Below are 21760 nucleotides of genomic sequence, written 5' to 3' on the forward strand. Positions count from 1 at the left end.
TAAAATACCGCAAAGGTGGCGGCGGCACGCTGGAAATGAGTGATGGTACGGCGGTAAGGGGAACAAAAGCAGGTGATAATGATCCTGAATTTGTTAACTTCACGCTGAATAACCCGATAATAGACGCTGATTTTAATACCGCTTGGGATTTTCATTTACAAGGTAATTCACCGGCGTTAACCAAAGGTACTACTACCTTTATTCGTAACCACAAAGCAGGTATCACCACAACGAATGGTAAAACCTACACATCGCCGTAGCCTGCAACTTACGTTGGCGCTTATGGTGTTAAATTGTAATTTAATGAAGAGGACAAATTCATTTTTGTTAACACCACTGGCTCTACTGGCACTAATATCATGCAAGCCGGCGGTTGATACCAATGCAATTAAACCGGTCATCATCACAGAAGCGGTTAAGTATGATACCGACGACCCTGCCATTTGGGTGAACAAGGCCGACCCGGCCAAAAGCCTCATCATCGGCACAGATAAAGATGCTGATGGCGCTTTATATGTGTTTGACCTGCAGGGGAAGATCATCAAGGATAAAGTGGTAAGGGGCTTGCATCGTCCTAACAATGTAGACCTTGCTTACGGGTTGATGTTAGGCGGCAAACCGACGGATATCGCTATCACTACCGAGCGCATTAGTCATAAGCTGAGGATCTATTCCCTGCCGGATATGAAGCCCGTGGATAAGGGTGGCATCGATGTATTTGTGGGCGAGATAGGGATGGAGTACCGCGATTTGATGGGCATCGCTATCTATACTGCTAAGAATGGCGAAATGTACGCTATAGTAGGCCGCAAGAATGGGCCTAAAACAGGCGGCTACATCTGGCAATATTTACTGGGCGATGATGGTACGGGCAACGTAAAAGCCACGCTTGTGCGCAAATTTGGCGAGTACAGCGGCAAAAAGGAGATTGAAGCTATAGCGGTTGATAACGAGCTGGGCTACGTCTATTATTCTGATGAGCAAACCGGCGTGCGCCAGTACTATGCCGATCCTGCAAAAGGTAACCAGCAGCTGGCCATTTTTGGTACAACAGGTTTCAAAGCCGACCATGAAGGGATCTCGATATATAAACTTACGGATAGCACAGGATACATTATGGTGTCCGACCAGGGTGCAAACCGTTTCCAGATCTTTAGCAGAGAGGGTACAAAGCAGAACCCCTTTGAGCATAAATTGCTGAAAGTTGCCAACGTACAAGCCACCCAAAGCGATGGATCTGATGTGGTAAACGTGCCCTTAAACGATACCTTTAAGCATGGCTTGTTTGTAGTGATGAGCAACGACCGTACATTCCACTACTACCGCTGGGAAGATATTGCCGGTAAGGAACTGAAAGTGAAATAGGTTTTAAGTCCGAAAGTCAGATGTCCGAAGGATGCTTGGTTCGTGTTTCGGACTTGCGGACTTTTTAATGCCCCTGCATTTCGTTATCTACCTGCTCCGGTTTATATTGAAAACTCCAGATCAAATAGAACAATGCGGGCAGGATAAATAAACTACCCACCAATAAGGCAACGCCCAGCGCCTGGATGGTCTTTTCGGCACCCTGGTCTTCGATGAGGGAAAGGTGGCCGCCATTTTTCAGGATAATGATATTGGGGTAGTGTTTGTAGGTGGTGGTCAGCAAGATCATGGTCATCTGGAACCCGGCCAGTACGCGGATGATAAAACGTTTGCCTTTGGCTATGAGGTACCATAAAGCGATAAGTGATATAGTAGCCGCGCTAACCGCAGCTATGCCGATGATATTACCAAATACCCATTGCACCAGCGGGATATGCTCTTTTACCGATGCGATAAACACCACAGACCCTGCAACAACCGCCGCCACATTCATCAGTTTTGCCTTACGGATAAAACTCTTGTGTTCGGCCTCATCCTTGGTTTCGCCGATGAGGTAGATGGCCGCCAAAAATCCGCAAAGCGCGACGGTAAATAACCCGATAGCTACCGAGAACCAGTTGAGCCAGCTATAAATGTAGGCATCCATAAAATTGGTAGCCTGCGGGTCGACCCGGCCGGATACCGCGCTGCCCGCTATAATGCCTAAAAACAATGGTGTTATAAAGCTGGAATACACAAAGATCTTGTTATAAACCTTCTGCATGTTATCATGCACCGCATCATAATTTCTAAAAGTAAGTGCCGTGCCACGTGCAATAATGCCCATCAGCATCACCGTAAGTGGAATATGAAGATAAGTGGACATGGTGGCATAGATCACCGGGAAACCAACGAATAGTATCACAATAGCGATAATAAGCCACATGTGGTTTGCTTCCCAAATTGGCCCAATAGCATTGTACATGATCTTCCTTGTGCGCGATTTGTTTTTGTTTGAGGTAAACATCTCTATGATGCCTGCCCCAAAATCGGCCCCGCCCATTACCAAATACAGCAGGAGTGCCACCCATAAAAAAACGATAACTACGTAGATCATGCTTTTTTCATACTAAATGTCATCAATTTATTTGTTGATTTGTGTAGCAGGGCACCCCTATTGAGAGGGGCAAGGGGTGTGCCTCTACTCGCGACGAACACACCCCTGCCAACACAGTGCCCATCACGCCCCCTCTCAAAAGGGGAACTTTATTCTTAAACTTCTTTATCATATATCTCTGGCACCATTTTAATTTGCCTGTATAACAAAAATATCACGGCTAAACTCAGCGTAAAATAAACCGCCGTAAACAGATAAAACGAATAGCTGATACCCGGCATTGGTGTAACGGCATCAGCAGTGCGCATAACGCCCTGGATGATCCACGGTTGGCGGCCAACTTCGGTAACCGTCCACCCGGCCTCTACGGCTATAAAACCAATTGGTGTTGCCCAGATAAACAGTTTCAGGAACCAGTGCTTATCAAACCAGGTTCTCTTCCTCCAAAGGGCTATAAGGTATAGTACGCCAAGTCCCATCATCAGCATCCCCAAAGTCACCATTATCTGGAAGGCATAATGCGTTACCGCGATAGGGGGCTGGTCCTTTACAGGGATCTGGTCGAGGCCTTTTACGGGCGTTTTAAAGTCGTCATGCACCATAAAACTCAGCATGCCTGGGAGCTCTATGGCGTAATCTACTTTCTTGTTCTTTACATCGGGGATGCCGCCAATAATAAGTGGGGAGTATGGTTTGGTTTCAAAATGCGCTTCCATGGCGGCAAGTTTGGCGGGCTGCCTTTTGGCTACCATCTTAGCAGAAACATCGCCGCTTAGCGGTTGCAATATGGCCGCTACCACGCCAAATATGGCCGCTATCCTAAACGCCTTCATGTGGAAGTTGACGTTCTGTTTGCGCAATATCATTAGCGCGTGTACGCCCGCAACTGCGAAGCCTGTAGCCGCAAATGCCGCTACCGACATATGCAGGGCCTGCGAGAACCAGGCCGGGTTAAACATCGCCTTTATTGGGTCGATGTTGGTGTACTTGCCGTTTACCAAATCGAAACCTGCAGGGCTGTTCATCCACGCGTTGGCGGCTACCACCAGTATGCCCGATAAAAGGCCGCTAATGCCCACAACAACACCTGTAAACCAATGGAACCAGCGGTTAAACCTGTTCCATCCGTAAAGGAAAAACCCTAAGGCAATTGCTTCGATGAAGAAGGCTGTTCCTTCTAAAGAGAACGGCATGCCGAAGATGGGCCCGGCGTGTTTCATAAACGTTGGCCAGAGCAGCCCAAGCTCAAAGGAAAGCACCGTGCCCGATACCGCGCCCGTGGCGAAGAAGATGGCAACGCCTTTACTCCAGGCTTTGGTTACGTTTTGATAAACCGGGTTGCCCGTACGCAGCCATAAAAAGTGCGACACAGCCATAAAGAATGGCATCACCATGCCAATGCACGAAAATATAATGTGAAAGCCCAGGGACAATGCCATTTGCGACCTGGCGGCCATAAAATTATCCATGCCGGTAAGTTAAATACTATGTTTAAGTAACCGAAGTTTTCGGCTTATTTATAGTGAAAATAAATTATAAAAATAGCCACTAATTTATTGTATATCAATCATGAATGTGTTATGCGGGTATAGGCTCGCGCACATGCCTGCGGCGTACTTTTGGGTTGTTTTTCTTTTTACGTTTACCCCACCAAATGATAAAGCCGGTAACAGGTAAAGTAGCCGAAAAAAGGCTTGCCAAAAAAGCCAGTATTTTGGTGCCGATGCCGCCTACAACACCCATATGGATATCCACATTCATCTTACGGATCTTATCTGCAAAACTGGCTTGCGAGTAGGTGCCACTTCGCGCGCTTTTACTGCTAATATCCTGCATGGTGTATCGGTCGTAATACCTAAACTCGCGGCGGTATGACGTTTCGGGAGCGGGGTTAATGACCTCTACAAAAGCCGATTTTTTTTCTGACGGGAAGTTGAACGAGAAACCCGCTTCGGCAGGGTATTGCTTTTTATGGGCAAACCAAAGGCTATCTACATGAGTAATTTGGAAAGGAACTTCGGCGGTTATCTTAGCGGTATCAGATAGGGGGGCTTTAAACTCTTTCAGTTGCTTACCACCCGATGTTAACCAATACACCCCGCTATGGAACCATTTCATGCTCATGCACAGGCCGGTGATCACTATAAAGAGCATCACAAAGGTCATGTAAAAGCCAAGCACGTTATGCAGGTTGTAATTGAGGCGCTTGGGGCTTACTTTAAAATCTAAAGCGAGGCTTTTTTTGCGGGCATTTTTGGTCCAGCGTTTTGGCCACCATAGCACAATGCCGGTTATCATCAGCACCAAAAATGCCAGGATCATGCTGCCCTGTATCGGTCGGCCTATCTCCATAGGCAGCCATAAAAAGCGATGCCCATGTTCCATAAAGCCAAAAAAATCATCCTTTTGTTTCCCGTTCTTAATGATCTGCCCGGTGTATGGGTTGATGTAAGCGCGGAAGGTTTTCTTTGGCCCTGTGCTGTAACGGATACTCGCCGACCTGCCTGGCCCCGGGTATTGTACAGAGGTTACTTTTGCTTTTAGGGTATCGTTCTCTGCTTTGAGTTTGGCGTTTAATTTTGCTGTTAATGCCGATGCACTAAGCTGAACGGTATTTTGGTGTTTTACAAAAAGCCAGGGCTTGCTGTAAACCTCTATCTCATCCTGTAAAGCCAGAAAGCAACCCGTAAGACCTACTATCAGCACAACCAGGCCCGATGCAAGGCCAAGCCATAAATGGATATTGAGGGTAAGTTTCTTAAACTTCATAGCGGCAGGTAAGCCGCAAAAATACCATTATTTAGAATTAATCCAAATAAAGATAAGTGTTTATTTTACGTGTGTGCTCAGCTTTTTAATTAGCTCGTCAGATGCTGCATCGGCAGAAACGCCATAGCCGTTTACTAAGGTGCCTTTTGAACCATCTTTAGTTGACGATATGGCGTAAAGCACGGCTTCATCATCCGGGTTTGATTCTCCCTCGAAACGAAAAACGCCGTCGATCTCAAAATCAGCAGGCGACAGCTGCACCTGGTTGTCCTGACAAATAATGCAATCGTGCCGGATGTTAAAATCTAAGGTGTAGCCTTCTTCTTTTAAGCCGTTGATGGTTTGCGATAGGGTGCCGTAGTCTGTTTTCATGGTAGCGGATGTATATGGTGCTAATATCGGTTTTTTTAACCCACTTACCGGTTAGGCAGCGATAAAACCCTGTTTAACGATATTGGCCCTGAGCCTATAAACGCGAACATCAACAGCAGCACACAAGCGAAAATGGACAGCCACAGATCTGAATTTGGGGCAGATTTAAAGATATTGATAAAAAATATGGCCCCAACAACGATGGGGATCTGCAGGATAGATGATAACCGTGTAAGCAGCCCAAGGGTAATGAGCACGCCACCGGCCAGATGCATAAAAGTGATGTAGTAAATCAAAATTTCTAATGCCTTTGGCGACAGGTTGATCAGATGCTGGTCTTCAATAGTGTATTCCAGAAAAGCCATATTATTGAAAAAGGCATAACCTTTTAAAAACAGGAAAATGCCCAAAGTTATCCGCAGCAGATCGAGAATAGCCGGGTGATGTGTATCGCCCCAAACCTCAATTTTATGTATAGCATTCATAATTGGTTATTTTAATTTAATAATTAAAACCCGGGTTTTGTGGCCTGGCAGCCGTCTATAATCGCCCTTATATAAATGTAGTGATGTTTTTGGGCTAATGCAAGTTATAGTTGGGTTGTTGTAATAGGATGAGGGGAAGAGGGATTAAATCTACGTTTCGGCGGGGTCTTTCGTAGAGAGCCCTGCAGAAGGCGCTACGTGAATGCAGCGCAGGTCCTCTGCCGAGAGACCCTGCGGCGACAGGAGGTCATCAAACGTCATTGCTTTGTAACCCTTCAAGCAATGACGCGCGGAGAAAGAAGTACTAATCACCAAATATTTCTACATTTATACCACTAACTAAAAAAATGGAACCCGATCAGGAACAACCTCGCGAAGCAAGCATAACAAAGCAAATATATACACCTGCCCACATCAGGTTCGGCACCTTTTTAGGCGGCCCGCTTGTGGCCGGCTATTACCTTGCCGAAAACTACAAGGTTTTTGGCGAACCCGGGAAAGCCAAAGCAACCTGGATTTACGCCATTGCCGCAACAATAGTGATCTGTGGCGGTATTATTTCATATGCCGAAACGGTAAAGATCCCCAGTGTTGTTTTCCCTATTGCTTACTGTTGGGTGGCTTTTTATTTGACAGAATATTTCCAGGGTACCCAAATTAATGCCCATGGCAAAAGTGGTGAAGGATTTTTTGGATGGGGCAGGGTAATTTTGGTTAGCCTTATCGGGGTAGCCATCACACTTGCGGGTATTTATATTGGTGTTATAATCACGGGCGATTGAGGGACGAAAAAAAGTCAAAAAAAGCCGTCCAAAGTGCGAGTATATTTCTAATACAGGTCATAAAAAGGGTGTCCCATTCTGTCCCATTCAGAAACAGGTGGGACACCCGTTTTAAAAATTAAATACTTGTAAATCAATTATTTAGATATTTGTATGGATTTTTAAATAGAAAATGTAAGTTTTTAATTAATTGAATATCAATGCTTTGTAATTTAAGATGCGTTGTGTAATATTTAGTGGGACAGTGCGGGACAGGCGGTAAACAATAAAGCCGCTCACCAGTTGGTAATACTGGTAAAGCGGCTTAACACTCATCAATCATCAATGGGTATTTTTATTTCCAGCCACCGCCTAATGAGCGGTAAAGATCGGATACGGCGCTGAGCTGTTCACGTTTAATGGAAGCCAGTTCCAGTTCGCTTTGCAATACGTTACCCTGTGCGGTTATCACCTCCAGGTAAGTAGCCAAACCATTTCTGAACAGCATATTGGCGTTGCCGGTTGCCTGCTGCAGGGTAGTAACCCTGTTAGCCGCAATGGTTTGCTGTGTTTTTAGTTTTTCGATAGATACAAGCGCATTAGATACCTCACCAACTGCATTCAATACCGACTGGCGGAATTGTAATACCGTTTTCTCGCGGTCTATTTTGGCAACCTCGTATTGGGTTTTTAACCTTTTTTTGTTGAACAATGGTTGGGTTAAACCACCCGCAACCGTACCGAATAAGGATGCCGGGATATTAAACCAGTTACTCGATTTAAAGCTGTTTACACCACCGGAAGCGGTAATGGTTAACGATGGGTACATATTCGCTTTAGCGATACCTACCTGCGCGTTAGAAATGTTCAGGGCCAATTCGGCACTCTTTACATCCGGCCTGCGGCTCACGATAGCCGATGGTAAACCTGATGGCAGGTTGTCTGCAATTTGCAGGTTGCTAAGCGTGTTGCTGCGTTCTATCCTGTCGGGCAGTGCACCCGTCAGGATACTTAAAGCGTTCTCCTGTATAGTGATATTCTGCTCGAACTGAGGTACCAACTGGGCTGCTGCCTGGCGTTGTGCTTCGGCTTGTTGTACTGCTAATGAAGTTACCTGCCCTGCATCAAATTGCAAACGGATGATGCGTAATGTGCTGTCATTCAGTTTCACATTCTTTTGGGCGATGGTCAATTGCTCATCCAGCATCAGCAGGTTGTAGTATCCTTGAGATACGCCCGCTACGATGTTGGTTTGGATAGCTTTTTTGGCCTCGGTAGTTTGCAGGTAAGTTGCCAACGCGGCTTTACTCTGGTTGCGGATCTTGCCCCAGATATCAGCTTCCCAAGACAGTCCAAGGTTTGCAGAATAATCTTCGATGTGTTTAGTGCCAACGCCAAAAGAGCTCAGGCTTAAACCGTTCAGGCTGTTATCGCTTGGGCGGCTGGTGTTTGCGGTTACATTAAGGTTTACAGTAGGGGTGTAGTTCCATTTAACCTGTTTGAATAATAGCTGTGATGACTCGATGTTCTTCACGGCTATCTGCATATCGTAATTGTTAGTGATAGCGCTATCAATTAGTTTTTGCAGGATAGGGTCAGTGAAGAAGTTCTTCCACTGTATATCAGCAATGCTGGTAGTATCGGCAGTAGCTGCATTCCTGAAAGCCACAGGCAATGCAGGTTTGGGTGTTTCAATATCTTTTGAAACTTTACATGCGCTTAATGCCAGTAACAGCATAAAGGCGAATGTATTGATGTATCTTTTCATTGTGTTATGTTTTTAGCCTCACCCAAACCCCTCTCCGGAAGAGAAGGGCTTGAAGGATTGGATGTTATTATTGTATGTTTTTTCTAATTGGTGATTTACTCACCCTACATCGCTCCGCTTGTCGACCCTCTCTGCTGCGCAAAGAGGGTGAAAGTAGCTTTGTTGTTAAATGCCCCTCTCCCACGGAAGGGGTTGGGGTGAGGCCAGCTTAGTGTGCTTCTAATGCTTCAACAGGTTTATTGCCATTGGCATCGGGGTTGTAATTTTTATCCAGGTGACGTGATAGCGGGGTGCCGCTAATTTTTTCTTGCAAATGCTGGAATATCACGAACAGTACCGGGATGATCAGTAGACCTAAGATTACACCAGACACCATACCGCCAGCAGCACCAATACTAATAGAGTGGTTACCCTGTGCAGATGGGCCGGTCGCGATACTCATCGGGAATAACCCGAATACAAATGCCAGCGACGTCATCACAATAGGACGGATCCTTAATCTTGCAGCCTCAATGGCTGAATTGACCAGGCTCATGCCCGACTTGCGCTTCTGTACCGCGAACTCTATGATAAGGATAGCGTTTTTAGCCAGCAAACCGATTAGCATGATGAGCGCTACCTGTACATAGATGTTGTTTTCTATACCGGTTAAGCCCAGTACAGCAAATACACCAAACAAACCTGTTGGTATAGAAAGGATAACCGCCAATGGCAGGATATAACTTTCGTACTGTGCCGATAACAGGAAGTATACAAATACCAAACATAGCAGGAATACAACGGTAGATTGCCCGCCCGATGAGATCTCCTCACGGGTTTGGCCCGAGAACTCGTATGCAAAACCTGCAGGTAGCTGCTCTTTAGCCGTTTCCTCGATAGCCTTAATAGCATCGCCCGAACTATAACCCGGCTTAGGGATAGCGTTAACCTCAATAGAATTGAACAGGTTGTAACGTGATGCCGTTTCTGAGCCATACACACGAGTTAATTTAACCAGAGTATTGATAGGCACAGTTTCTCCTGCTTTATTTTTCACAAATACGCGGTCGATAGTTGTAGGGTCGGTACGGTCGGCAATATCAGCCTGTACCACCACGCGGTAGTATTTACCAAAGCGGTTAAAGTCTGACGCCTGCGCGGTACCAAAGTAGGCCTGCATGGTAGATAGGATGTCTTTAACACTTACACCTAACTGGTTAGCCTTGTCATCGTCAATTTCTAATTGTAATTGCGGGTAATCGGCTTTGTATGATGTAAAGGCATAAGCAACAGCAGGTTTCTGCATTAGCTTGGCTATAAAATTATTGGCAATACCGCTAAACTTATCCAGTTTACCATTTGTCCTGTCCTGCAACACCACGTCCAGCGCTTCTACGTTGCTAAAGCCCGGTACGGTTGGGAAACTGAACACAAAAAATGTTCCACCCGGTACACCACCTAATTTGCCACGTACAATGTTTTGTATCTCATCAATATTTTTTACATCGCCACGTTGATCGGTAGGTTTTAGTAACAGGAAGATAACACCCGCAGAGGGGCTGCTTGACTGTGTTAAGAAGTTGAAACCCGACAGCGCAGTAACAAACCTCGCTGATGGTAAGGTTTTTAACTGCTCTTCTGCTTGTTTGAAGATCTTGTTGGTGCCGTTTAACGATGTACCCGATGGTGTTGAAACCGCTACAGCCACAAAGCCCTGATCTTCGGTTGGGATAAAACCGGTTTTTGTTCGGCCCACCATAAATACGGTGGCAATAATAACCAACCCAAGGCCGGCCATGCTTATCCATTTGTTTTTGATAAGCAATTTTAACCCGCCAACATACCTGTTGGTGATGAAGTTAAAACCACCATTAAAACCGGCATAAAATTTATCTACAAAACCCTTTTTAGGTGCATCGTGCCCACCAGCTGTGTGCTTGTTCTTTAAGAACAGTGCAGCAAGGGCCGGGCTTAAAGTTAATGCATTAACAGCTGATATAATGATGGCGATAGCCATGGTTAATGCAAACTGTTTGTAAAATATACCAGCGGAGCCACTCATGAAACTTACCGGCAGGAATACCGCCGCCATTACAAGTGTAATGGATATAATAGCACCGGTTATCTCGTGCATAGCTTCGGTAGTTGCTTTTTTAGGGCTGAGGCTTGGATCGTGTTCCATTTTGGCGTGCACGGCCTCTACTACCACGATGGCATCATCTACCACAATACCAATAGCCAATACGAGAGCAAACAGGGTTAGCAAGTTAATAGAGAACCCGAACAATTGCATAAAAAAGAACGTACCGATAATAGCCACCGGAACAGCTATGGCCGGGATAAGGGTAGACCTGAAATCTTGCAGGAAGATGAACACTACTATAAATACAAGCACAAAGGCCTCTATCAGCGTATGCTCTACCTGGGTGATCGATTCATCTAAATCTGTTTTGGTACGATAGAATTGGTTGTATTTGATACCAATAGGGAAGCTTTTAGAGGCTTTCTCCATTAGCTTATCAATTTGTATCTGGATCTCATTCGCGTTTGAACCCGATAATTGGATGATACCGATGATAACACCGTCTTTACCGTTTAGGTTGCTGTAGCTGTTGTAAGAATAAGCACCCAATTCAACACGTGCAACGTCTTTAAGGTGTAATACAGAACCATCTGCATTGGCACGAATAGCAATGTTCTGATATTCCTCGGGTTTGGTAAGCTTACCTTTATACTTAATTACGTACTCGAATGATTTATCGCTGCGCTCGCCAAAACGGCCCGGGGCTGCTTCAACATTTTTATCCTGTATAGCGGCCATAACTTCCGCAGGGGTAATTTTGTAGGTTGCCATTTGTGCCGGGTTCAACCAAACACGCATGCTGTAATCCTTAACACCGCCAAACACCTGTGCCGAACCTACACCCGGGATACGTTTAATCTCGGGTACGATGTTGATCTGCGCATAGTTGGCAACAAAGGTGGCGTCGTATTTTTTTGGATCATCGGTATAGATGGCCATCGCACCAATAAAACTATTTTGCTGTTTTGTAGTGGTTATACCGTATTGCACAACCTCGGAAGGTAACTGGCTGGTAGCCTGCGAAACGCGGTTTTGTACATTTACAGCTGCCTGGTCAGGGTTGGTGCCTTGTTTAAAGTAAACAGTGATACCAAGTGTACCATCGTTACTTGCGGTAGAGGTCATGTAGGTCATGCCTTCTACACCGTTAATTGCTTCTTCCAGAGAAGGTGTTACCGACCGTAATATGGTTTCGGCATTTGCGCCCGGGTAAACAGCGGTTACCAATACGGCCGGCGGGGCAATATTTGGGAAACGCTCTAAGGGCAGTTTGGTTAAGCCAAGTATACCTACTATCACCAATAGTATGGAGATAACGGTTGATAATACCGGCCTGTCTATGAATTTCTTAAACATGATCTTTTTATTTAGAGAGGCAGGATATAAGGAAGCAGGAGACAAGACACCAAACGGCATCAGCCCAATTCCTCATATCTTGTTTCTTGATTCTTAAATTCTTGTGTCTATTCTCAGATTAGTTTTTAGCTACAGCTGCTGCTTTATCTACAGATTTTTGCGGGGCTATAACCATACCTTCCTGTAATTTGTCGATACCGCTTAGTACGATCTGGTCGCCAGCTTTAACGCCATCTTTAACCAGGTAGTTCTCGCCGCTTGTACCTTCAATGGTGATAGGTAATTTTTTAACCTTATTACTATCTGCCAAGGCAAAAACAAAGATCTTGTCCTGCATTTCGATAGTAGCCGATTGCGGTATTATCAATGTATTTGGATGCGGAAGGCTTAAGCGAATTTTACCGGTATTGCCCGATCGTAATAAGCCCTGCGGATTAGCAAAGGTTGCCCTTACGGTGATAGCGCCGGTAGTTTTATCAAACTGACCGTTAATCACATCTATTTTACCTGCTTTAGCGTATTCGCTGCCGTCGGCTAATAATAATGCTACTGATGGTAAGTGTTTAAGCTTATCACCTATGGTGTTGCCTGCGTATTGTTCTTTAAAGCTTACAAAATCTTTTTCGCCAAGGGCGAAGTAAACGTGTACCTCGTGCACGTCAGATAATTGTGTTAAAGCTTCAACATCCTGCGGGGTAACTAAACTGCCTTGTTTTTTTAACAGGCGGCCTATGTAACCGCTAACCGGTGCTTTTATTAGGGTGTAACCTAAGTTGATCTGCGCGGTTGCCACATTAGCCTTAGCCGATTCGATATTGGCTTTTGCTACCTGGAAAGTTACTTTAGCCGTTTTTAACTGGTAGTATGATACTACTTTGTTGGCAACAAGCGGGGTTAATTTGTCAACTTCTATCTGCGCGTTGCCTTGTGCTGCTTCTGCGGCGTGTAAACTTGCTAACGCGTTGTTTAATGCTGCGCGGTATGGCTGCTCGTTTATTTTAAATATCGGCTGGCCCGCGTTTACAAAAGCGCCTTCGTCAATAAATACTTTATCTAATGAACCGCTTACCTGCGGGCGAACTTCTACGTTCACGGTACCTTCTATAGATGCAGGGTATTCCTGGTAAGTGGTTTGGTTACCTGTTGTTACTGCTGCTACCGGTAATGCCGGTGGGGGTGGTGCCTGTGGTGCCTGCTGCTTTGGCCCGCAACTAAATATGGAGATGGCGATGATCGCTGCTAAGATGATTTTCATGATGATTAGTTTTGATGATGAGTTAATGGGAGTGAGTGCAGCCCTGAGGCTGTTAATATATATTGTGTCGGTTGTTTTTGTTGTATTGTGCATGCTTGTAAGTATTGTTGTAATCGATAGTATATATTGAGTTTTTGTGGCTGATTATCACCGTAGCTAACGACAACAAAAAGAAGTTATTAACATTGGTAAATTATTTAACACTGTTAAGTAATGGAATGCAGAAGTGATTATAGTTTTCATGAGCTGTGAGTTTTAACGTTTAATGAACTTTTGAGTAATGCCGGTAATTACGACCAGTACTTAGATGTGTTGCAAATTAGGGGTGATGGAAATTATTATGCCTGTGATGGCATCCCTTAATACTTGCCTGTTTATTTTATCAGAGTCGCCGCGGTTTAACAGGTTGATAGAAACCAACCCGTGTACCACCGACCAAAAAGTATAGTACTTGGTACAAATAACTTCCGATTCCATATCCTGTATATTCATCAATTTGCCAATAGAGGCAGAAATGATGTTCCACGGTAATTTGGCCTCAGGTAATTTGTTTACCATTTCGCAGGCGCAGGTAGTTGTGATACCAAACATACCCTGGTAAAGCTCTTTGTTAGCAAAAGCGAAATTCCAGTAGCTTAACCACATTGCTTCCAGCTGATTGGCCGGCGAGGTGTGTTTGTCTTTTGCTTCCTGTAATTGCTTTGCCAGCTTTAAATAACCCTGGCGGTTAAGTTCTAAAAGTATCGCTTCTTTGTTTGCGAAGTACTCATATATCATAGGGGCGGTATATTCAATAACGTCCGCTATTTTACGCATACTCAGTGCCTGCCATCCTTCTGCTTTAACAATTTGCAAAGCGGCCTCCAGTATGTTTACCCTGGTTTCCTCTTTCAATCGTAATATCCTATCCTTGCTGGCCATTGTATTTAGTCCTATTAGGTTATTTAACAGTGTTAAGCAAATGTACAACGGTAAATAATAAACCGTTTCATCCTAATGTCATTTGCTTAATATAATTTAAACTATTTTATGATTTTTGCCCGGTGCAGTTATTTTCTTCATGAAACTTTACAAGTTTCAGCATCACTTCAATGGCAATTTCGTAATTTTTGGTGCCTGCAACCTTTTTATATTCATTCTCCAGGTCGGCAACCTGGCTTTTAAGGTTGTAATAAAAAGCTTCGCCTTCGGTTGTAAAATATAACATTACCACACGGGCATCGTCGGCACTTTTCTCGCTGCGTACCATGTTAATTGCTTCCAGCTCTTTCACCATTTTACTGGTGGCCTGCTTGCTCACATTCATTTTGGCAGCCAGCTCGTTGTTAGAGATCCCGGTTTTGCCTATACTCATAAACAACGGCAAATGCGCGCTGTTAAAGCCAGGCTGGTCTATCCGGCAAAGTTTTTTGCTCATCCACTCATCCAAAAGGCGCTTAAGCAGGTACACCAGCTTTGGGGCAACCTTTTTGGTTTCTTCGGTCATTACACAAGTTTCTGCCATAATAGTATCAATAACAATTAAATATCAACCAGGTTTACGAATATATATTAAAAATCGAATTTCACAAAAAACCTTACACCGTACTCAGGCGCGCCCGGGTTGTTCAGGTAAGTAAACCTCTTTACAAAATCTACACGAAGCAATTTAAATATGTTACCTACACCAATGCTACCTTCAACATAAGGGGTGCTGCCTAAGGCATAAGTGCCCGCGCCACCGTTTAATGCTCCGGGGAAACGTAGTAAAGACGGGTCGTTATTCGGGTTATTCTCGGTACGTACACCGCCCCAAAGGCTTTTTACGTCTATTATCTCGCGCAGTTTCAGTTTCTTTAACAATGGGATGCGGTTAAACAAAAAGCCATTAAAGTTATGGTCAATAGCGATGCTGGCGTAGTGGTCGCTCACAAACTCCTGGAAGTTCATTAAGTTATACGATTGCAACTGGAACGCATACGTCTGGTTGGCGTGGTGGATATCCAATAAAGGGAAAGGCACTTTGCCAAACACCACCCCACCCTCGGTACTAACATCGGTAAAACCTAATTGCGACAGGTAAAAGCGTTTGCTGATGTTACCCATCACGTTCTGGTAATTGTATTCGCCGCCAAATACACCTTTAATACCCTGTGTATAGTTCAGGGTGAAGACAGGGTACTTGTCTGGTATTGGGGTGCGGTATAGTTTACCCTGGTAAAATTTCTCGTGCGGTGCCCAGCGGATCTGTGCCGAAAGTTCGGTGGTTTGGATCAGGTTAACGTTGTTTAAAGCGCCGCTTGGCAATATGTTTTGATATTGTAAAGCACCTGCAGGGGTTTGGTTCCATTTTTTGAAACCTAACGTGTACGACAAGTGGTTGGTAAACTCGTGCACATAATCAAACCTCAGGATGTCGTTATACAACCATATGTCATTCGCGCCACGTTTGAATGATAGCAGGAAGTTGCTTTCCTGTACAAACTGCAGTTCCTGGCCCGGTATTTTGGTATCGTGCTGGAAACTTGCCCTGACGTAGTTTTGCGGGAACGAATAGATGGATTTATTATTAAGCGAGTAAGTACTGCTTAAAAAGTATTTGAATTTTTCATCGCGCACACCGTAAGCACCGTACGTTTCAAAGTAAACACGTTTGCTAAGGGTTGGTGTGGTACGGCCGCCTAAACGAACGCGGAAACCTTCTACCGGGTTAAAACTGTAAAATGTGTTGGCAGGGCCAACTTCAAACACGCCATAGTTTTTGTACCCGGCTAATACCAGTGTAGCAATATCCATTGTTTTTTTGAACGATGGGATGGTTTGCAAACTATCGATATTTTTATAGATGCTTGCAGACGCCGCGTCCAAAGTATCGGGGCGGGTCATTTGCCAGTAGGTATCGTCTTTATCTTCGGCATTAAGGGCTATAACCTGTGCAGGGCCTTTGTAGGTTTCGTCGGTACGGGCATTGTTAATTACAAAGTTGTTAACGCTAACCAAACGCTCGCCGTAAATACCACCACCTTTATTTTTGTTGATCCCAAACTCGATCTTCAGATCGCTTTGGCTAAGGTGATAACGGCCGTCGTTGTTTCTCTCGAACGAGAGGTCGGCCTGCATTTGCCTTACAAAGTTAAGGTTGATGTTTTTGTTGACGGTTAAATGCGCGTTCTGAACGGCATAGTTGCCATCCATGGTAATGTAGATCTTGCCTTCAAATAAAAGGTTGTTGGTGTTGCGCGGAGTAAAACTTAACTCGATAAGGTTTGGCTGTACATCCTTAAGCGTATCGGTAATAAAGAATTTATAAAACTCAGGCGAACTGTTAGATATAGGGCTTAACAACTGGTTGCTCAACAGCGATACGTTGTTATCATAAATGTTAATATCCTGGTACATACGGTTAAAGTATGCGGTAAGGCCCTGGTTATCTACAAAGTTTTCGTCGTATTTTACCTGCTTGTTGGCAGTTACGATCTGTTTTTTAGCATATGGAGCCTTGCGGAAATAATTATCAGATGTTTTTTCTTCCTGGTACATCGGCAGCAAAGTTTTGCCACCAATCGCAGTTGAATCCTGTTTGCGGAACAGGAACTGGTAATTTTTAAAGATTTTTTTACTGCGGAATTTATCGCTCAGGTTACTTAACGAGAAATTCATACGCTCGTACTGTTTATACTCGGCATAATTATAATTCTCCACCTGGTTTTGTGCTTTGTGGGCAATTACCTGGCGGATCAGCTCAACAGCAGGGTTGTTTTTGTTGGTGTATTTTTTCTTTTTGCCCGATTTGATTACCACTTCGCTTAACGAGTGATTGTCTTCGGTTAAAGCGATGTTGATGGTTTGGTCTTGGCCCGGGGTAATAGTACGTGTTGCCGAACGGTAGCCCACAAATGATACCCGAATCTGGTTGATGCCGGCATCGTTAGTGGAGATACTGTAGTGGCCCTGGCCGTTTGTGCCCGCTGCGCCTTGTGTTGTACCGGCAAATGTTACCGTTACGTAACTCATAGGCTGCTTTGTTTTGGCATCTGTTACCACACCGCGCACAATGGTTTGTGCATGAAGCGCCGTAACCGTCGAAAGCAGTACTAACAGCAGCACCGCGATTTTATTTATGATTTGAGTAAAAAGTATTTTCATTTAATGTGAATTACGTTTGGTTGATGTTTTGTTGTTTGGCAGGTTTATCCACCATTTTGCGAAGTGCTTTAACGGTTGATGTTGCATAGTTGCGAAGAGTAAGGGTTAAAAACTCCATATTGATATCGGCACCTAAAAAGTTTTGTTTAAACCCTTCGCCCAACGCACTGATGATGTACTCGCTTGCAGACATGCCTTTTTTGCTGCCTGAAGTTGAGGTAGATACGGTATTTTGTGAAACAGCGGTATGGTTTGTGTTTCTTTTGAAAAGAGCGCTTAAATTTTGCTGAGGTAGAGTTAACGTTTTCATTGTAATCCTTAATAACACAACAAAGGTAAACCAAGTTGACGATATTCGTCAACCGAATTTACTATTTAACTTTTTGATGACAAAAGTCAGTGATGTGGATAGTTGTATGACAGTCAGGATTATTTTACCATCAATTTATAGCGAAAAAGGTATAGCAAAGCAATTGTGTATAAAATACACGTTCAAAGCTATAAATTGAAAGAAAGCGAGTTGCTTTGCCTTGTTAGATCCTTAAGTTTAGGAACACGTAAGGGTACCAGCCTTCTTCGGAGTGGCCTGCCAACACTTATCGGCAGAGATGTGTTGGCTCAACCTGTTTTCCAAAGCTTCAAACTTGGCCGTAGGGGTATTAGTAAGTACGAAACTACGGTATCGCTGATAAACGAGAAAATGGCCATTTGCTGGATAGAGCACAGTTGCAGGCACTGGAAGCGTTCCCGCATTATTTCGAGCGCTTTAAAACCGACGGCATAGAGCATAATATGTAAATTGGTGCAACCATAGCGCCGGCTAAGGCATTCGATATGAATTATCTGTATAGCCTGCGTTTGTGGCAAATGCAGGTGCTATGCGAGATGGAACTGGAGCATCATTTTATGCGAGATACGCTGCCATATCCGCTGGATGTCACCTCGCTGATATTGGTGTTCAGCCTGCATATGTCTATCCGTTTCCGGATGGATGAAAAACGTTTTGATGTGGATGGTACGTACAACGCCCGGTTCGAGATCGTTAAAAAACGTATTGACATAGCCTTTGTAAAAGGCACTACAGATCGTTTAACCACCGTTGGCAAATTAACCATCGATTACTCTAACCACGAGGAAGAGGTGGAGTATCTCAATTACATCCGTTTCCTGCAAACCAAAAACATGCTGGATAGCGAGGTGGAGTTATTAGAGGTTGAAGACCTGCAGGGCGTTTCCGGCTTAAAGGCTATCCGCATTAAATTATGCTATAATACCAGCCTGCCGCTCTGCAAGTTTTATACCTATACCGAGCTGGTGCAGAAAGGCACTACACTTGCTATGTAATTTTATTATCCCCATAAATTTAAATTGATAGTTTTGCAGCAATGAAACTGCTTTGCATCCTATTTTTATTCATCGTTGTATTCCTGTCTGTTAAGCCTTGCTGTACAGATAGTAATTGTGATGCGGCTGTAAAAACGGAGAAGAATAGTACAAGTAAAGCCAAAGATTGCGCGGGCTGTTCGCCATTCTTCTCTTGCGGCACATGCGCGGGTTTTACCATTACCAAAACAACAGCCATTACTTTGCCGGTAAATCCTGTTAACGCCATCCAAACTTACCCGGTTTACCAGCAGCCCAATATTAAGGATGTAGTGCTCGCTATCTGGCAGCCTCCTCAATTAGGTTAATCCGCTTATGTGCCAATTGGCCTCAAATTCGGTATTAATTCTAATCACAAAACATGAAAAAACTTATCGTGCTTTTTACAGCACTGCTTTGTACTGCTACAGTATATTCCCAAAATACATTTAAGGCTGTTTTAAAAGACGTGGCAACCCAACAACCACTAATTGGCGCCACCGCTATATTACAAGGCACAAGCATTGCCGCTACTACAGATACATCAGGCCTTGTTACATTACTCAATATCCCCAATGGTAAACAGGTTATAACATTCCGTTATATCGGTTACGTTAACCGGCAGGATACTTTAACTTTCCCAATTAATCAGCAAGAGTCGATGCTGGTTTTGCTGCAAGCCGAAGAAAACGAATTAAACGAGGTAACAGTTTCTGCCACCCGCAGCAGCCGCACCATTGCCAATATTCCCACAAGGGTTGAGGTGATCTCCGGCGAGGAGCTGGATGAGAAAAGTAACATGAAACCCGGCGATATTCGCATGGTACTTGCCGAAAGCACGGGCATCCAAACCCAGCAAACATCGGCTACCAGTGGTAACTCCAGTATCCGCATCCAGGGGTTGGATGGTAAATACACGCAGATCATCCGCGATGGCTTTCCGTTATATTCCGGCTTTTCGGGTGGCCTGGGCTTGTTGCAGGTTGCCCCATTGGATTTGAAACAGGTAGAGGTGATCAAAGGGTCTTCATCAACTCTGTATGGTGGCGGGGCTATTGCAGGTCTGGTTAACCTGGTATCTAAAATACCAACAGAAGAACGACAATTAAACTTATTGCTAAACGGTACATCGGCCTTAGGGTTAGATGCCAGCATTTTTTACGCGCAAAAGTTTAAAAAGATTGGTGCTACGGTGTATGCGGCCTATAATCATGGTACGGCTTACGATCCGTCAGATCTTGATTTGACGGCTATCCCCAAGTACAATCGCTATACGCTCAATCCCAAGCTTTTCTTTTATTTTAATGATAAAACCACGCTTACTGCCGGCATCAACGCCACGGTAGAGAACCGCATAGGGGGCGATCTGCATTATATTGAGGGTGATAATGACCCCGCGCATTCCTACTTCGAAGAAAATAAAACCGGCCGCTACAGTACCCAGGCCGAATTAGTGCATAAGCTTAGCACATCAGAAAAACTGGTGCTCAAAAACAGCATTAGCTTTTACGACCGTACCATTAACCTGCCCGGTTACCGTTTCTCGGGCGAGCAGTTGTCTACTTATTCTGAAGTAAATTACATCAGCAATATGGAGAGAGCCGACTGGGTGTTTGGGCTTAATTTCCTGACGGATAAGTTTAACGAGAACCGCAACAGCAGCTTCCCTTTACGCAGCTATCAAAACAATACCATCGGTGGCTTTGTCCAAAACACATGGAATGTTGGTAAAGCCATTACACTTGAAACCGGCATCCGTGGCGATTATCATAACCAATACGGCTTCATGTTTTTGCCGAAGCTATCGGGATTGTGGAAGATAAATTCGCACTTCTCAACCCGTTTAGGCGGAGGCTTAGGTTACAAGGGCCCCAATGTGTTTACAGAGGATGCCGAGCGCATCCAGTTCCGTAATGTGCTGCCTTTAGATGTTGCCAATACAATGGCCGAACGATCTTACGGGGCTAATTACGATGTCAACTATCGCACAACTATATTAGACGGTAAGGGGAGCTTTAGCATCAACCAATTGTTCTTCTACACCCGCATCGAGCATCCTATTCTACTTAACGCGCTATCAAACGGTAACCTGCAATACCAACAACCGCCGGGCGATCTTAACACCAAAGGCATAGAAACCAATGTGAAAATAACCTATGGTAACATTAAGCTTTTTGTGGGATACACTTATGCCGATGTTACGCAGCATATAGGCAACAAAATCAGCGAGTATACCCTGGTGTCAAAACATCGCCTAAACAATGTACTAATGTACGAGATTGAAGATGCCTGGAAGATAGGGGCAGAGGCTTATTATTTTAGTCCCCAAAAGTTAAACGACGGCGCTATGGGTAAAGCCTATTGGACTACCGGGTTTATGGCCCAGCGGTTGTGGAAACGATTTTCCATATTTATTAACTTCGAGAATTTGACAGATACCCGCCAGACTAAGTTTGATACTATTTATACAGGCAGCATCAGCAATCCGGTGTTCAGGGATATTTACGCGCCGCTGGATGGCTTTGTGGTTAATGGCGGTATAAAGCTGAAACTTTAATTTTTAAGGCGAAACAATGTTTAAACTTCTATAGTTTATTATTTATTCAAATTTTCAGATAGCCGTAAGTTTACCCTTAGAATGAGGTAAAATATGCGCCAAACTCGCTCGAGATCTATTTGATAGTAGTCAAAGAAGGCAACATGGCTAAATATCTGTAAAGGATAATGGCCTAGGGATAGATCCTGCTAAATTACCATATTTGTTCGACCGTTATTATAGGGCCGATCATTCAGGTATCCAGTACTCCGGCCTTGGGCTATACATCTGTTCAGAAATTGTGCGTAAACATAAGGGACAAATAGGCGCCGAAAGCGAATTAGGCAAGGGTAGTACCTTTTGGTTTACCATACCACTTTAATTGTATAAAACTTATAGCTCTATATAAATATATGCCATACATTTGTCGAAATTTTTGTTCCATATT

General features: G+C 44.3%; 20 protein-coding genes. 8 read left to right on the top strand and 12 right to left on the bottom strand.

Going from position 1 to position 21760, the window contains the following annotated elements; genetic code table 11:
* Positions 1 to 35 precede the first annotated feature (35 nt).
* A complete protein-coding gene (locus RHM67_RS09200) occupies positions 36 to 260 on the top strand; it encodes a hypothetical protein (RefSeq protein ID WP_322231873.1) in 225 nt (74 codons plus the stop codon).
* Between the two features lie 43 nt (positions 261 to 303).
* The gene (locus tag RHM67_RS09205; RefSeq protein WP_322231874.1) at positions 304 to 1365 is read left to right on the top strand and encodes a phytase; all 1062 of its coding nucleotides are present in this window, start codon (positions 304 to 306) and stop codon (positions 1363 to 1365) included.
* Positions 1366 to 1429: 64 nt separating this feature from the next.
* Here RHM67_RS09205 and RHM67_RS09210 read toward each other — a convergent pair whose 3' ends face one another.
* The 5 genes from RHM67_RS09210 to RHM67_RS09230 all read right to left on the bottom strand — a co-directional run bounded on the left by RHM67_RS09210 (position 1430) and on the right by RHM67_RS09230 (position 6087).
* On the bottom strand, positions 1430 to 2461 hold the full coding sequence (locus RHM67_RS09210) for a cytochrome d ubiquinol oxidase subunit II (RefSeq protein WP_322231875.1): 1032 nt from the start codon (positions 2459 to 2461) through the stop codon (positions 1430 to 1432).
* 155 nt (positions 2462 to 2616) lie between these two features.
* On the bottom strand, positions 2617 to 3930 hold the full coding sequence (locus tag RHM67_RS09215) for a cytochrome ubiquinol oxidase subunit I (RefSeq protein ID WP_322231876.1): 1314 nt from the start codon (positions 3928 to 3930) through the stop codon (positions 2617 to 2619).
* 109 nt (positions 3931 to 4039) lie between these two features.
* Positions 4040 to 5230, bottom strand: coding sequence for a PepSY-associated TM helix domain-containing protein (locus tag RHM67_RS09220; RefSeq protein WP_322231877.1), 1191 nt, complete (start codon positions 5228 to 5230; stop codon positions 4040 to 4042).
* A gap of 60 nt (positions 5231 to 5290) precedes the next feature.
* Positions 5291 to 5602, bottom strand: coding sequence for a phosphoribosylpyrophosphate synthetase (locus RHM67_RS09225; RefSeq protein ID WP_322231878.1), 312 nt, complete (start codon positions 5600 to 5602; stop codon positions 5291 to 5293).
* Positions 5603 to 5646: 44 nt separating this feature from the next.
* Complete coding sequence (locus RHM67_RS09230; protein ID WP_322231879.1) at positions 5647 to 6087, bottom strand: DoxX family protein; 441 nt, start codon at positions 6085 to 6087, stop codon at positions 5647 to 5649.
* Positions 6088 to 6434: 347 nt separating this feature from the next.
* Here RHM67_RS09230 and RHM67_RS09235 point away from each other — a divergent pair, with 347 nt between their 5' ends.
* Positions 6435 to 6869 (top strand): hypothetical protein, encoded by a 435-nt coding sequence (locus RHM67_RS09235; protein WP_322231880.1) that lies wholly within the window; start codon positions 6435 to 6437, stop codon positions 6867 to 6869.
* Between the two features lie 334 nt (positions 6870 to 7203).
* Here the strand turns inward: RHM67_RS09235 and RHM67_RS09240 are convergent, their stop codons facing one another.
* The 7 genes from RHM67_RS09240 to RHM67_RS09270 form a co-directional block, all read right to left on the bottom strand.
* A complete protein-coding gene (locus tag RHM67_RS09240) occupies positions 7204 to 8616 on the bottom strand; it encodes a TolC family protein (protein ID WP_322231881.1) in 1413 nt (470 codons plus the stop codon).
* A gap of 208 nt (positions 8617 to 8824) precedes the next feature.
* Complete coding sequence (locus RHM67_RS09245; protein ID WP_322231882.1) at positions 8825 to 12034, bottom strand: efflux RND transporter permease subunit; 3210 nt, start codon at positions 12032 to 12034, stop codon at positions 8825 to 8827.
* Positions 12035 to 12152: 118 nt separating this feature from the next.
* A complete protein-coding gene (locus RHM67_RS09250; RefSeq protein WP_322231883.1) occupies positions 12153 to 13289 on the bottom strand; it encodes an efflux RND transporter periplasmic adaptor subunit in 1137 nt (378 codons plus the stop codon).
* A 303-nt stretch (positions 13290 to 13592) separates the two neighbouring features.
* Positions 13593 to 14210, bottom strand: coding sequence for a TetR/AcrR family transcriptional regulator (locus RHM67_RS09255; RefSeq protein ID WP_322231884.1), 618 nt, complete (start codon positions 14208 to 14210; stop codon positions 13593 to 13595).
* 106 nt (positions 14211 to 14316) lie between these two features.
* Entirely contained in the window at positions 14317 to 14793 is a 477-nt protein-coding gene (locus RHM67_RS09260) for a MarR family winged helix-turn-helix transcriptional regulator (protein WP_322231885.1), read from the bottom strand.
* A 47-nt stretch (positions 14794 to 14840) separates the two neighbouring features.
* Complete coding sequence (locus RHM67_RS09265; RefSeq protein ID WP_322231886.1) at positions 14841 to 17414, bottom strand: DUF5686 and carboxypeptidase-like regulatory domain-containing protein; 2574 nt, start codon at positions 17412 to 17414, stop codon at positions 14841 to 14843.
* A 10-nt stretch (positions 17415 to 17424) separates the two neighbouring features.
* The gene (locus tag RHM67_RS09270; RefSeq protein ID WP_322231887.1) at positions 17425 to 17724 is read right to left on the bottom strand and encodes a hypothetical protein; all 300 of its coding nucleotides are present in this window, start codon (positions 17722 to 17724) and stop codon (positions 17425 to 17427) included.
* A gap of 165 nt (positions 17725 to 17889) precedes the next feature.
* Here RHM67_RS09270 and RHM67_RS09275 point away from each other — a divergent pair, with 165 nt between their 5' ends.
* The 5 genes from RHM67_RS09275 (at position 17890) to RHM67_RS20620 (ending at position 21694) form a co-directional block, all read left to right on the top strand.
* Positions 17890 to 18198 (top strand): hypothetical protein, encoded by a 309-nt coding sequence (locus RHM67_RS09275; protein ID WP_322231888.1) that lies wholly within the window; start codon positions 17890 to 17892, stop codon positions 18196 to 18198.
* A gap of 50 nt (positions 18199 to 18248) precedes the next feature.
* Positions 18249 to 18758, top strand: a complete 510-nt coding sequence (locus tag RHM67_RS09280) for a hypothetical protein (RefSeq protein ID WP_322231889.1) — start codon at positions 18249 to 18251, stop codon at positions 18756 to 18758.
* Between the two features lie 41 nt (positions 18759 to 18799).
* On the top strand, positions 18800 to 19105 hold the full coding sequence (locus tag RHM67_RS09285; protein WP_322231890.1) for a DUF6660 family protein: 306 nt from the start codon (positions 18800 to 18802) through the stop codon (positions 19103 to 19105).
* Positions 19106 to 19158: 53 nt separating this feature from the next.
* Positions 19159 to 21333, top strand: coding sequence for a TonB-dependent receptor (locus RHM67_RS09290; RefSeq protein ID WP_322231891.1), 2175 nt, complete (start codon positions 19159 to 19161; stop codon positions 21331 to 21333).
* Between the two features lie 202 nt (positions 21334 to 21535).
* Positions 21536 to 21694 (top strand): ATP-binding protein, encoded by a 159-nt coding sequence (locus RHM67_RS20620; protein WP_323514133.1) that lies wholly within the window; start codon positions 21536 to 21538, stop codon positions 21692 to 21694.
* Positions 21695 to 21760 lie beyond the last annotated feature (66 nt).

This window comes from Mucilaginibacter sp. 5C4 (assembly GCF_034345625.1).
Classification (GTDB): domain Bacteria; phylum Bacteroidota; class Bacteroidia; order Sphingobacteriales; family Sphingobacteriaceae; genus Mucilaginibacter; species Mucilaginibacter aurantiaciroseus.